The organism is Stenotrophomonas sp. STEN225, assembly GCF_056756445.1.
This window is the reverse complement of record NZ_JBRRBV010000010.1, coordinates 97,390-110,884: the sequence shown is the minus strand read 5'-3', so window position 1 is coordinate 110,884 and position 13,495 is coordinate 97,390. Positions and strand designations below refer to the sequence as shown.

Genomic DNA, 13,495 nt, shown 5'->3' with positions numbered 1-13,495 from the left:
CCATGCCCGGCGGCGGGGCGTCAACCCGCGTTGGCCCCGCGGTGGCGGGCACCTTCCAGGATCGACAACCCGGCCAGCAGGCCGACGATGGTGACGTAGAAGCTGGCCGTCATCTGGTGCGCGAACATCGACTGGGTCAGCCCGCACAGCACGTACGTGGTCACGATCATGATCCCGGCCGCGGCAGGCCCGCGGAACGTACTGCGCCCGCTGCGCCGATGCAGGCGCACGAACACCCACAGCGGAACGCCATACACCGCCAGCAGCAGCAGCAGGCCGGGCATGCCCTGGGTGGCGGCCCATTCGGCTACGTCGTTATGGGCATGGCCAAGGTGGCAGCGCTGTTCGTCCGGGTTCTCGCGGCAGACCGGCACACGCTGCATCGCGTCATCGAAGTGGCCGATTCCGACACCGACCAGCGGGTGGTCCAGGAAGGTATCCCAGGCAACCTGCAGACGCTCCACGCGGGCACCGGCGGAAGAGTCGCTGTCGCCCTGCTCCATGCGCTGCATGTCGCTGTGCAGCTCGCTCAGCCGCACCTGGTGACGCAGCTCGGGCACCGACAGCAGCAGGGTGGCGCCAATCGCCAGCATGCCTGCCAGCACCGACAGGCGGGCGGTGCCGGTCCGCCAGCGCAGGCTCAGCGCCAGCACCACCAGCAGAGCCAGCAACGCCGCGAACACGCCACGGCTGCCGGTCAACACGATGGTTCCACAGCCGGCCGCCATGCCGACGATCACCAGCGACCAGCGTCGCGAAGGTCGGCAGAACACCAGCAGCACCATCAGCACCATCACGATGTCGGCCAGCACGATGGCATTGGTGAACAGCTCCGCACGCGGAGCCCCCTGCAGTACCTGCCACAGCGACATCGCGAAGGTGACCAGCAGCCCGGCCAGCGCGCCACGCCAGAGCCAGCGCAGGTCCGGGCGCAACGCGCAGACCCACAGGGCGATCCAGGGGATCACCACGAAGCGCGAGCGGTTGTCGACATCGCGCAGCCCCTGCTCGAACAGCAGCACCGACAGCAGGCCCAGCGCCAGCACCGCGAGCATCAGCCAGGTCAGCACCTTCACCGGCTGCCCGCCCATGTGCCGGGCGCGCCACAGCAGTTCCGGCGCCAGCAGCGTGCTGGCCAGCAGCAACAGTCCATACGGAAGCAGGTTGATCGGCACGGTAAGCACCAGCGCCGGAAGGCAGAACAGACCGATCTGCGCCAGCCAGTGCGCCGTGCGCTGCCGACCGCCGACGGGGGCACCCGGCAGGTCGCCGGCCGCGGGGTTCAGGTTGTCCGGTGGAGCTGGCACGTCGGAAGTTTCGCTGCGGGTGTGCGGGAAGAACGGGGGCGGCCACAACGGCCACTCCCAGTGTGCTGTTTTACTGCCTTTGTCGCCTGTTGGGCAGTCTGGACAAGCGTGGACACAGGTCGTTATCCCCGTTCCTGCAAACGCCGTTCACGTTCGCGCTCGCGATCGCTGGCCTGGCAGGGCGCGACCACCGCCTCCGCCGGCACCAGCCACCAGCGGCGACGATTGGCCACGCCCGCCGGTTCGGCCCGGTCGCGGTCCACGCACGGCAACAGGGCGTCCTCCTGCACCAGCAGCCAGCGCCGCGCCGGCACCAGTCGCTGCCAGCGCGTCGCCGCCTGCAGCTGTTCATCCCAGGGGGTGTTGAAGCCGAACGTGGCCGCCGGTCGATCGGCCATCAGCAGGTTCTGTTCCTTCCAGGCCACCAGGCCCAACTCGGCCTGCGGGCCGATGCGCTCCCCCACATGGCGCATCAGGCCCCGCGCCGAACCCGAATCGTTCAACAGCGGGTAGCCCACCAGGCTGTACAGCACCCACACCGTGGCCAGGGTCGACACCATGGCCAGATGACGCCGGCCACGGCCAGACAGCAACAGGCTGGCCACACCGCAGGCGCCCATCGCCAGCGCCGCCCAGGCCAACGCATCCATCACGCCCGGTGCCAGACCACGTTCGTGCTCCAGCCTCGACTCAAATCCCGGCTCGCCCAGCAATGCCAGTGCGCCTGCCAGCAGCGTGCCGAGCGCCAGGGCCAGCGTGAACAGCCCCAGCAGTGCCTGCACGTCGCGACGGCGCAGAAGGCCGGGCAGCAGCGGCGCCAGGGCCAGGCAGAACATCGGCAGCGCAGGGAGAATGTACACATCGCGCTTGCCCTCGGGAATCGAGAAGAACAGCACGATCAGCAACCACCACCCCAGCAGAAGCAGGTAGCGCGCGTCGCGTCGCTGCAGCCGGCGGCGCCAGGCCGGAATCGCCCACGGCAGTGCCAGGAACGCGGGAATCCACATCGACGGCATGATCGCCAGGAAGTACCACCACGGCTGGTGATGGTCCCAGGACTGGGCATAACGCCCTGCGGTCTGCTGGAACAGGATGTCGTCCATGTAGGCGCGGTACTCGTCCAGCCCGGTCGCCAGCGCCGCCAGCACCATCGGCAGCAGCCACAGCGCCACGGCCAGCAGGAACGCCAGCGGCGCCAGCCAGAAGCGCAGGTCGCGCGCATGCAGGCGCACACCGTTCCACCGCAGCGCCGAGCCGATCACGGCCGGAACGAGCATCAGCAGGGCGATCACACCCACGCCCTTGGTGATGACGCCGATCCCGGCGAAGAACCAGCCCAGCCACCACCAGCGCCATGCCGGGCCCAGCAGCAGGTGGCGCAGCAGCCCGTAGTTGGCCAGGGTGATGAACAGCACCACCAGCGGATCGATCTGTGCCTTCTTCGCCTGGAAGGTGAACTGCAGTGCGAACAGCAGTGCCCAGCCTGCGTACAGGCCGACGCGTCGCGTCCACAGCCGATCGCCGAGATCGACCACGCACCACAACGTGCCCAGCGCGGCGATCAGCGAGGGCAGCAGGAACGCCAGCCGCCAATCGCCGATCAGGTGATAGAGCGTGGCCTGCCACCACATCAGCATCGGCGGCTTGTCCGAGTACAGCTCCAGGCCGCGATGCGGGAACAACCAGTGACCGCTGTCCACCATCTGCTTGGCGACGAGCGCGAAGCGCGGCTCATCCGACGGCCAGGGATCGCGCAGGCCGAGTCCAGCCCCCAGCACCAGCAGGGCCATCACCACGAACAACCACGTCTCTCGCGACGCGCGGGTTTTCAGCATGAGGACTTGAACGGCAGCGGATTCACACTGCTTTTAGCAGACGCGCGTAGAAGAATCCGTCAGCATCGCTGTCACCGGGCAGTCGTTGGCGTGCAATGCCTTCGCAATCCAGCCCGAACGCCTCGTCCAACGGCTGCGCCACCGCATCCGGGTGCCACTTCAGGAACGCGCGGATCTGCTCGATGTTCTCCGCACGCAGGATCGAGCACGTGGCATACAGCAGGACGCCACCGGGGCGCAGCATCGACCAGCATGCCTCCAGCAGCCGGGCCTGAACGCCGACCAGCGCATCGATGTCCTCGGCGCGGCGGTGGAACATCACATCCGGCTGGCGGCGGATCACGCCCGTGGCCGAACAGGGCGCATCGAGCAGGATCGCATCGAACGGCGTGCCATCCCACCACGCGCCAGGATCGCTGGCGTCTGCCGCCAGGGTCTGTGCGCCCTCACCGACACCCGTGCGCGCGTACGTGTCACGGGCACGCGCCAGGCGACGGGCGTCGATGTCCAGCGCCAGCAGGCGCAGGCTGGGATCACGCTCCAGCAGGTGCGCCGACTTGCCGCCCGGTGCGGCGCAGGCATCCAGTACCCGCGCCCCGGCGGCCGGCGCCAGCGCATCGGCCGCGCACTGCGCGGACAGATCTTGCACCGAGAGCGCGCCCTCGGCGAAGCCGGGCAGCTGGTTGACAGCGACCGGCGTCGCCAGCCGCAACGCGTCCGCACTGAGCGGACTCGGCTCGGCGACGATACCGGCTTCGGCCAGCACGGCCAGGACTTTCTCGCGGCCACCGTGCTGGCGGTTGGCGCGCAGCCACAGCGGCGCAGGCTGCAGGCTGGCGCTGAAGATCGCCTCGGCCTGCGCCGGCCAGTCGCGCTCGATGGCCTCGACCAGCCAGGCCGGAAATGCATCGCGGGCCGGCTGTTCCGGGAATCCCTCACGCTGGGCGCGGCGCAGGATGGCATTGACCAGGCCCGCCTGGCGCTCACGGCCCAGCGCACGCGCTGCGTCGACGGTGGCCGACAGGGCCGCGTGCGCCGGCAGTTCCAGCACGTCCAGCTGGGCGAAGCCGACCATCAGCAGCGTACGCAGGTCTGCATCGCGCGCCGAGAGCGGCTTCTGCATCCACGCCTGCAATGCCGCGTCATAGGTACTGCGACGGCGCAGCACGGCAAAACACAGCGCTTCCAGCAACGCCCGATCACGGCTGTCGGCCAGCTTCGGCAGGGCCCACGCCAGTTCCGCCTTCAGCGAACGGCCACGGGTGAACACCTGGGCCAGCACGCGTGCGGCCAGCATGCGGGTGGCTGCACCCGGCGCCGCCCTGGCGATGGAGAAGTCATTCTGTTTCGTCACCGCTTACGCTCCCACGCGCAGGTCGCGACGGGCGTTGAGGTAATCGGCGGCAGTGATCGCCTTGCCACCTTCGCGCTGCAGCACGCGCAGGCGCAGCGCGCCCTGGCCGCAGGCAATGTCGATGCCTTCGCGGCCGGCAGCAAGTACCGTTCCCGGTGCCTGGCCGTGCTCCATCGCCTGCGCCACGGCGCCATGGATGCGCACGCGCTCGCCGGCCAGCGTTGCTTCGGCGACAGGCCACGGGTTGAACGCGCGTACGGTCCGCGCCAGCACCGCTGCATCCTGCGTCCAGTCCAGCTTCGCCTCGGCCTTGTCCAGCTTGTGTGCGTAGGTCACGCCCTGCTCCGGCTGCGGCCGCGCGATCGGCTTGATGCCGGCGCGCAGCAGTCCCAGGCCATCGGACAACACCTGCGCACCCAGCTCGGCCAGCTTGTCGTGCAGCTGGCCACCGGTATCGGTGGCCGCGATCGGCAGCGCCTGGTGCAGCAGCACCGGGCCGGTATCCAGTCCGGCTTCCATCTGCATCAGGCACACGCCCGTGGTCTCGTCACCGGCCTGGATCGCGCGCTGGATCGGCGCCGCACCGCGCCAGCGCGGCAGCAGCGAAGCGTGCACGTTCCAGCACCCGTAGGTCGGGATGGCCAGCACGGCCTTGGGCAGGATCAGGCCGTAAGCCACCACCACCATCAGGTCCGGCTTCAGGTCACGCAGCTGCTGCTGGGCCGCTTCGTCCTTCAGCGATTCGGGCTGGTACACCGGAATGCCGCGGGCCACCGCCTCGAGCTTCACCGGCGAGGGGGCCAGGCCGCGACCACGGCCTGACGGACGGTCAGGCTGGGTGTAGACGGCCACGACCTCGTGGTGGCGCGCCGCTGCGCGCAGCGATGACACCGCGAATTCCGGCGTACCGGCAAAGACAATCCTCATGGCTACCCCACTTGCAGGATGGATTCGTGCAGGAAAGAAAACGGCGCCGTCGGCCGGCGCCGTACAGCCCGCGCGCTGCGCGCGGGCACGGGCCACCCCTGCGGGCGGCCCGGAGCGGCGATCACGCCACGTGCTTGCGCTGCTTGGCCAGCTTCTTGCGGACCATCTCGCGCTTGAGCGGCGACAGGTAATCGATGAACAGCTTGCCGTCCAGGTGATCCATCTCGTGCTGGATGCAGGTGGCCAGCACTTCACCGGCCTCCATCTGCTGTTCCTGGCCATTGCGGTCAAGGAACTTCACGGTGATGGTGTCGGCACGGGTCACGTCGGCGAAGATGCCCGGCACCGACAGGCACCCTTCCTGGTACACCCGGCCCCCGTCCTTGGCGACGATCTCCGGGTTGATGAACACCAGCGGCTGGTTCTTCTCTTCGCTGACATCGATGACCATGAAGCGCTTGTGCACGTCCACCTGGGTAGCGGCCAGGCCGATGCCCGGCGCGTCGTACATGGTCTGGAACATGTTGTCGACCAGTTCCTGGAAGGCCGGCGTGGTCACTTCGGCGGCGTCGATCAACGCGGCCTTGGTACGCAGGCGCGGATCGGGGAACTCAAGAATCGGGAGGAGGGCCATGGCAGTTTCCGGATAGGGGGCCGGCACGCCGGCATACGTCGCAGATTCTAGCTGCAACGCTTGCCTTGCGCCCCGGTTTCTGGACTATAGTGCGCGGACCTGTTGGGGAATCAGGGCTTCACACCTATGTTGCTTCGTTTTCGTACGGTCGTCGCCGCGGCGATGCTGACCGTGGCTGCCTATGCTACCGCCGTGGAAGTGAATGGCGGGCACCCGGATACCTATGTGGTCCGAAAAGGGGACACGCTGTGGGATATCGCCGCGCGTTTCCTGCAGAAGCCCTGGCTGTGGCCGGAGATCTGGCAGGCCAACCCGCAGATCGCCAATCCGCACCTGATCTATCCGGGTGACGTGCTGAGCCTGGCCTACCTGGACCGTGTGACGGCCCAGCCCGGGCCCCGCCAGGAGGCCCCGATCGATGCCATTCCGCTGGCCCAGGTCGAGCCGTTCCTGAAGCAGCTGAGCGTGGTCGACCGCATCGACCACCTGCCCTACGTGGCGGGCCTGGAAGAAGACCGCCTGCGCGCCAGCAGTGGCGAAGCCGTGTACGTGCGCCTGGCCGATGCCCAGGTCGGGCAGCGCTGGGCCGTGGTCCGCCCGACCGTGCGCTATGGCGTGCCCAAGCCCACCGAGGACCTGACCGCCAATGGCGAGGTCACCCCCGGCAGCGGCAACCTGTGGCGGGCCTACAACGCGCCGACGCGACGTGCGCACCAGATGCTGGGCTACGAGCTGATGCAGGTCGGGACGGGCACCATCACCCAGGTTGCCGGCGGCAAGGTCGAGGCGTCCACCCTGGTGCTGGACAAGAACAGCGGCGGGCGTGAAGTCCGCGCCGGCGACCGGCTGGTGCCGGTCGAGGCAAGGCCCTACGACCTGCAGTTCGTCCCGCATGTGCCGGCGGCGGGCGTCGAGGGCGTGGACGTGCGTGTGCTCGCGGTGACCGACATGTTCAGCGTTGGCGGGCCACGCGATGTGATCGCCATTTCGGCGGGCCGCGCGCAGGGCGTGGACAACGGCACCGTGTTCTCGCTGTGGCGGCCGGGCCGCCACGTCGCGCACCGGATGAAGTACCCGGGGTCCTCGCGCATGGATGATTCGCTCAGTACCGGCGCCGGCCGGGTCTCGCTGCCCGACGAGTACGCCGCGCATGCGATGGTGTTCCGCACCTTCGACAACGTGAGCTATGCGCTGGTGATGCAGGGCGTGAAGCCTGTACGAGTGGGCTACAGCGCGCTGCATCCGGACACGAAGTAGGGTTGCCGGGAACATCCCTGACAGCCGTACGCGAAGGCGCCCTAGGGCGCCTTTGTTGTCTGCGGTCGATAGTGGGGGGATGACCAAGCAGGCAGATGAGGCGCTGGTGCGCCTGGTGATGGCGGGAGGCGCGCTGGCGCCGCGGCGGGCACTGCTGCAGGGCGCGGGCAGCGCCGAAGCGGCCCTTGCGCTGGGCGTGGCCGGCTGGCGCGCCCATGGCTGCACCCCGGAACAGTGCGCGGCACTGGAACGCCCCGATGCGCAGCGGTCGAAAGCCGCCCTGCACTGGCTGCAGGACGACCACCATCACCTGCTGGCCGTTACCGACCCGGCCTTCCCGCCCCTGCTGCCGGAGGTCCCCAACCCGCCGCTGGCGCTGTTCGTGGCCGGCGACCCCGGCCTGGCCTGGCGCCCGGCGGTGGCGGTGGTTGGCAGCCGCTCACCCACACCGGCCGGTCGGGCACTGGCGGCGCGTTTTGCCGGCAGCTTCGCCGAAGCCGGACTGGCGGTCGCCAGTGGGCTGGCGGCCGGTATCGATGCGGCCGCCCACCTTGCGGTGCTGGACGCCGGCGGCAGTACCGTTGCCGTCATCGGAACGGGCCCCGACCGTGCCTATCCGGACCACCATGCGCCACTGCAGGCCCGGATCGGCGCCGAGGGTGCCGTGCTCAGCGAGTACCTGCCCGGTACGGCTGCCCGTCCCGGCCACTTTCCGGCGCGCAACCGGCTGGTGGCCGGGCTGGCCCTGGCCACCGTGGTGATCGAGGCGGCGCACCGGTCCGGCGCCCTGATCACGGCGCGCCTGGCCGCCGAGGCCGGTCGCGAGGTATGCGCCGTGCCCGGCTCGGTGCTCAATCCGCGGGCAGCCGGCTGCCACCGCCTGATCCGCGAGGGAGCCGCCCTGGTGGAACGGCCCGAGGACGTGCTGGAGCTGCTGGCCCCGGCCCTGCGCCAGCAGCTGCCGGCCTTGCAATCGCGGCTGGCCACCCCCACTGAACAGGCAGTGCCAGCCGACCTGCCGGCACGCTGGGTCGGCGACCCTGACTACCAGCGGTTGTGGCAGGCCCTGGACCTTGACCCAATCAGTATGGATTCACTGATCACGCGCTGTGGATTGACGGCGCCGCAGGTGTCCTCCATGCTGCTGGCCATGGAACTTGCGGGAATCGTGGTCTGCGTACACGGCCGCTACTGTCGAACTCCCTAGTTTCTTCACCTCCACAGCGTCGCGCGACGCAGGCCGAGGGGCAATGAAAGAGAGCATCCTGGATGTACTGCTGTACCTGTTTGAACACTATTTCAGCGAAGATGCGGACCTGATCCGTGACCGCGATTCGCTCCAGAACGGCCTGATCCAGGCCGGATTCAGCCCTACCGAGATCAACAAGGCATTCGACTGGCTCGATGCCCTGGCGGCACAGCGTCCGAGTGTGGCCCAGGCGCGGGTCGATGGCCCGGTGCGCATCTATCACGGGCCCGAGCTGGACAAGCTGGACGTGGAATGCCGCGGTTTCCTGCTGTACCTGGAGCAGCACGGCATCCTCGATGCCGACCAGCGCGAGCTGGTGCTGGACCGGGCAATGGCGCTGGACCAGGACGAACTGGACCTGGACGATCTCAAATGGGTCGTGCTGATGGTGCTGTTCAACCAGCCGGGCGCCGAGGCGGCTTACGCCTGGATGGAAACGCAGATGTTCATGGACGAGCCAGAACCCCTGCACTGACCTTACACTTGGGGCATAGCGCATTCAGGAGCGTGCCCCGTGAGCGAGTGGTTCCATGCAGAAGGCAACCGGCAGCAAGGCCCGCTGCCGGCAGAACAGCTTGTCGAGCTGTTCCGCAACAATCAGATCAGCCTGGACACCCTGGTGTGGCGCGATGGGCTGCCGCAATGGCAGCCATTGCGCAGCGTGGTGGATGAGCTCGGCCTGATCGTGCCGGCCGTCGATGCCGCCCGCGACGACCCCGGGCTGCAGCCCCCTGCCCCGCAGCCTCCGGTACTGCCGGCGGCAACCCCCTATGCCCACAGTGCGCCCGCGGCCGCGTTGCCGCCACCGAAGAAGGGCCTGTCCGGCTGCGCCCTGACCGCCATCATCGGCGGGGCACTGCTGCTGGTGGTGGTACCCATCGTGGCGATCCTGGCGGCCATCGCGCTGCCTGCCTACAACGACTACACCCTGCGCTCCAAGGTCGCCACGTCGCTGACCGCACTGCAACCACTGAAGGACCAGGTGCAGCATTTCGCCGACGAGGAAGGACGCTGCCCGGGTGCCAACGATGCCGGTTTCCCGGCGCCGGGGGACTTCTCCGCCGCAGGCCTGTCAGCGGTCCACATCGGCCGCTTCAACAACGGTCATTGCGGTATCGAAGCCACGCTGGCCGCGCCCGGCAAGACCATCGATGGCGATCTGCTGTGGCTGGAATACGACCGCGACAGCGGCCGCTGGGAATGCAGCGGCGAAAGCAACGACAAGTATCTGCCGCAGCAGTGCCGCGGCTGAGCCATCGGCACTACACCCCAAGCAAGGACGACCCAGGAGGGACACACAATGACTGAGTGGTATTTCGCCGAAGGACAGCAACGCCAGGGACCGCTGCCGGTCGAGGACATCCGCCAGCGCTTCCAGCGCGGCCAGCTGACACTGGATACGCTGGTCTGGCGTGAGGGCATGGCGCAATGGGCCGCGCTGCGGCAGGTGGTCGACGAGCTCGGCCTGCAGACCCTGGCCAGCGCCACCACGGCCGCTGACAGTGGCGGCTTCGACCTGCGCAGCGACTACCAGGCCATCGACAACGGCACGGCGCCGCTGCCCGGCACCGGCGCGCTCAGCAGTTCGCCCTACAGCGCGCCGGGCACCGCAGCCATGGCCGGCCACGCACAGCCGGTGATGGGCGGCGAAGTGGTGTACGCAGGCTTCTGGAAGCGCGTGGCTGCCTATGTGATCGACTACTTCGTGCTGCTCATCCCCGGCACGATCATCGGCGTCATTTCCGCCCTGGCACTGGGTGCGGGCATGGGGGCCGCCGGCAGCGGCGAGTCGGCCATCGAGATCATGGGCCAGCTGGTCAGCGGCCTGCTCAACCTGGTGATCTCCATGGTGTACTACACCTGGTTCCACGCCTCGCGCGGCGGTGCCACCCTGGGCAAGATGGCCGTCGGCATCAAGGTCGTGCGCAGCAACGGTGACCGGCTGACCGTGGGACGTGCCTTCGGACGCTACTGGGCCGCCGTGCTGAGCGGCCTGATCCTGTGCATCGGCTACCTGATGGCCGCGTTCACCGAGCGCAAGCAGGGCCTGCACGACATGATGTGCGACACCCTGGTGGTGGACCGCTGGGCCTTCACCGACCAGCCGCAGCTGCAACGCCGCGAGCTGGGCGTGGTCACCATCGCCGTCCTGGTCATCACCGCCCTGCTGGCCCTGGCCGGCCTGGTCCTGATGGTGGCGGCCATCGGATTCATCGCCAAGATGGCCTCCTGACCGGCCATCCTCACGCCTGGGCGCTTGACATGGAGCGTCCGGGCGTGATTCCTCTAATAAGGAAACCTGAACGCCCGGCACCCAACCGGGCGTTCAGTTTATGGATTTGCCCGTGGCCGCTTCACTAATGCGGCCGTTTGCTCCACCCTAGCGGCCCCTCCCCTGCGGCTCGCCCCACAGACACTGCTGCCATGCCCAAGCACCTGCTCATCGTCGAATCGCCGGCCAAGGCCAAGACGATCAACAAATACCTCGGCAAGGACTACACCGTCCTGGCCTCGTATGGGCACGTGCGCGATCTGATCCCGAAGGAAGGCGCGGTCGATCCGGACAACGGGTTCGCCATGCACTACGACGTGATCGACAAGAACGAAAAGCACGTCGATGCGATCGCCAAGGCGGCCAAGGGCGCCGATGACATCCTGCTGGCGACCGACCCGGACCGCGAAGGCGAGGCGATCAGCTGGCACATCGCCGAGATCCTGAAGGAGCGCGGGCTGGTCAAGGACAAGCCGATGCAGCGCGTGGTCTTCACCGAGATCACCCCGCGCGCCATCAAGGAAGCGATCAACCAGCCGCGGGCCATCGCCAGCGATCTGGTGGACGCCCAGCAGGCACGCCGTGCGCTGGATTACCTGGTCGGTTTCAACCTGTCGCCGGTGCTGTGGCGCAAGGTACAGCGCGGCCTGTCCGCCGGCCGCGTGCAGAGCCCGGCACTGCGCATGATCGTCGAGCGCGAGGAAGAGATCGAAGCCTTCATCGCGCGCGAATACTGGTCCATCGCCGCCGAATGCGCGCACCCGTCGCAACACTTCAATGCCAAGCTGGTGAAGCTGGACGGACAGAAGTTCGAACAGTTCACCATCACCGACGGCGATACCGCCGAGGCCGCCCGCCTGCGCATCCAACAGGCGGCGCAGGGCTCGCTGCACGTCACCGACGTGGCCAGCAAGGAGCGCAAGCGCCGCCCGGCGCCGCCGTTCACCACCTCCACCCTGCAGCAGGAAGCCTCGCGCAAGCTCGGCTTCACCACCCGCAAGACCATGCAGGTGGCGCAGAAGCTGTACGAAGGCGTGGCAATCGGCGATGAAGGCACGGTCGGCCTGATCTCCTACATGCGTACCGACTCGGTCAACCTGTCTCAGGATGCGCTGGCGGAAATCCGCGACGTGATCGCCCGCGATTACGGCATCGGTTCGCTGCCGGACCAGCCCAACACCTACCAGACCAAGTCCAAGAACGCCCAGGAAGCGCACGAAGCGGTGCGACCGACCTCGGCGCTGCGCACGCCGGCGCAGGTGTCGCGGTTCCTGACCGACGACGAGCGCAGGCTGTACGAACTGATCTGGAAGCGCGCGGTAGCGTGCCAGATGATTCCGGCCACGCTCAACACCGTCAGCGTCGACCTGTCGGCCGGCAGCGAACACGTCTTCCGTGCCAGTGGCACCACCGTGGTCGTGCCCGGCTTCCTGGCCGTGTACGAGGAAGGCAAGGACAGCAAGAGCGCCGAAGACGAGGACGAAGGCCGCAAGCTGCCGGCGATGAAGCCCGGCGACCGCGTGCCGCTGGAACGCATCCTGGCCGAGCAGCACTTCACCCAGCCGCCGCCCCGCTTCACCGAGGCGGCACTGGTCAAGGCGCTGGAAGAGTACGGGATCGGTCGTCCCTCGACCTACGCCTCGATCATCCAGACCCTGCTGTTCCGCAAGTACGTGGAGATGGAAGGTCGCAGCTTCCGTCCGTCCGACGTCGGTCGTGCAGTGTCCAAGTTCCTGTCCAGCCACTTCACCCAGTACGTGGACTACGACTTCACCGCCAGGCTTGAAGACGAGCTGGACGCCGTCTCGCGCGGCGAGGAAGAGTGGATCCCGCTGATGTCACGCTTCTGGGAGCCGTTCAAGGAGCTGGTCGAGGACAAGAAGGAATCGGTCGATCGTGCCGAAGCCAGTGGTGCGCGCGAGCTTGGCACCGACCCGAAGACCGGCAAGCCGGTCAGCGTGCGCCTGGGTCGCTTCGGGCCGTACGCCGCCATCGGCAGCACCGCCGAAGATGCCGAGGAGAAGCCGAAGTTCGCTTCGCTGCGCCCGGGCCAGTCGATGCACACCATCACCCTGGAAGACGCGCTGGAGCTGTTCCTGATGCCGCGCGCGCTGGGTGAGGACAAGGGCGAACCGGTCAGCGTCGGCATTGGTCGCTTCGGCCCGTTCGCCAAGCGTGGCAGCACCTATGCCTCGCTGAAGAAGGAAGACGACCCGTACACCATCGACCTGGCCCGCGCCGTCTTCCTGATCGAAGAGAAGGAAGAGATCGCGCGCAACCGGATCATCAAGGAATTCGAAGGCAGTGACATCCAGGTGCTGAATGGCCGCTTCGGCCCGTACATCAGCGACGGCAGGATGAACGGCAAGATTCCCAAGGACCGCGAGCCCGCCTCGCTGACGCTGGCCGAAGTGCAGCAGCTGATGGAAGAAACCGGCAAGCCGGTGCGCAAGGGCTTCGGCGCGAAAAAGGCCGCTGCCAAGAAGGCACCGGCGAAGAAGGCAGCGGTGAAGAAGGAAGCCGCGCCGAAGAAGGCACCGGCCAAGAAGGCGGCCGCGAAAAAGGCGCCGGCAAAGAAGGCCGCCGCCAAGAAGGCACCGGCGAAGAAAGCGGCCAAGAAGGTCGTCAAGAAAGCCTGATGCGGGACAGCGCCCGGCCAT

11 protein-coding genes are annotated in these 13,495 nt (G+C 68.0%); 6 read left to right on the top strand and 5 right to left on the bottom strand.

Features of this window, described 5'->3' with window-relative positions; genetic code table 11:
• Window positions 1–20 precede the first annotated feature (20 nt).
• The 5 genes from ACVOJ1_RS11935 to def all read right to left on the bottom strand — a co-directional run bounded on the left by ACVOJ1_RS11935 (window position 21) and on the right by def (window position 6,057).
• Window positions 21–1,286 (bottom strand): O-antigen ligase family protein, encoded by a 1,266-nt coding sequence (locus ACVOJ1_RS11935; RefSeq protein WP_053517197.1) that lies wholly within the window; start codon window positions 1,284–1,286, stop codon window positions 21–23.
• Window positions 1,287–1,429: 143 nt separating this feature from the next.
• Window positions 1,430–3,142 carry a glycosyltransferase family 39 protein gene (locus tag ACVOJ1_RS11930; RefSeq protein WP_346480472.1) on the bottom strand — a complete coding sequence of 571 codons (1,713 nt, stop codon included), beginning with the start codon at window positions 3,140–3,142 and terminating at the stop codon, window positions 1,430–1,432.
• A gap of 22 nt (window positions 3,143–3,164) precedes the next feature.
• Entirely contained in the window at window positions 3,165–4,496 is a 1,332-nt protein-coding gene (rsmB, locus tag ACVOJ1_RS11925) for a 16S rRNA (cytosine(967)-C(5))-methyltransferase RsmB (RefSeq protein WP_346475313.1), read from the bottom strand.
• A gap of 3 nt (window positions 4,497–4,499) precedes the next feature.
• Entirely contained in the window at window positions 4,500–5,423 is a 924-nt protein-coding gene (fmt, locus tag ACVOJ1_RS11920; protein ID WP_065174450.1) for a methionyl-tRNA formyltransferase, read from the bottom strand.
• A 121-nt stretch (window positions 5,424–5,544) separates the two neighbouring features.
• The gene (gene def / locus ACVOJ1_RS11915) at window positions 5,545–6,057 is read right to left on the bottom strand and encodes a peptide deformylase (RefSeq protein WP_053517114.1); all 513 of its coding nucleotides are present in this window, start codon (window positions 6,055–6,057) and stop codon (window positions 5,545–5,547) included.
• 126 nt (window positions 6,058–6,183) lie between these two features.
• Here def and ACVOJ1_RS11910 point away from each other — a divergent pair, with 126 nt between their 5' ends.
• The 6 genes from ACVOJ1_RS11910 to ACVOJ1_RS11885 all read left to right on the top strand — a co-directional run bounded on the left by ACVOJ1_RS11910 (window position 6,184) and on the right by ACVOJ1_RS11885 (window position 13,474).
• A complete protein-coding gene (locus ACVOJ1_RS11910) occupies window positions 6,184–7,314 on the top strand; it encodes a LysM peptidoglycan-binding domain-containing protein (RefSeq protein ID WP_053517112.1) in 1,131 nt (376 codons plus the stop codon).
• A gap of 79 nt (window positions 7,315–7,393) precedes the next feature.
• Window positions 7,394–8,521: a DNA-processing protein DprA gene (dprA, locus tag ACVOJ1_RS11905; RefSeq protein WP_164151334.1), complete on the top strand. Its 1,128-nt coding sequence runs from the start codon at window positions 7,394–7,396 to the stop codon at window positions 8,519–8,521.
• A 43-nt stretch (window positions 8,522–8,564) separates the two neighbouring features.
• On the top strand, window positions 8,565–9,038 hold the full coding sequence (locus ACVOJ1_RS11900) for a DUF494 family protein (RefSeq protein ID WP_053517108.1): 474 nt from the start codon (window positions 8,565–8,567) through the stop codon (window positions 9,036–9,038).
• Between the two features lie 39 nt (window positions 9,039–9,077).
• Window positions 9,078–9,815, top strand: coding sequence for a pilin (locus tag ACVOJ1_RS11895; RefSeq protein ID WP_053517106.1), 738 nt, complete (start codon window positions 9,078–9,080; stop codon window positions 9,813–9,815).
• Between the two features lie 48 nt (window positions 9,816–9,863).
• Window positions 9,864–10,796, top strand: a complete 933-nt coding sequence (locus ACVOJ1_RS11890) for an RDD family protein (protein ID WP_053517104.1) — start codon at window positions 9,864–9,866, stop codon at window positions 10,794–10,796.
• A 191-nt stretch (window positions 10,797–10,987) separates the two neighbouring features.
• Window positions 10,988–13,474, top strand: a complete 2,487-nt coding sequence (locus ACVOJ1_RS11885) for a DNA topoisomerase I (RefSeq protein ID WP_111186261.1) — start codon at window positions 10,988–10,990, stop codon at window positions 13,472–13,474.
• The last annotated feature ends 21 nt before the right edge of the window (window positions 13,475–13,495 follow it).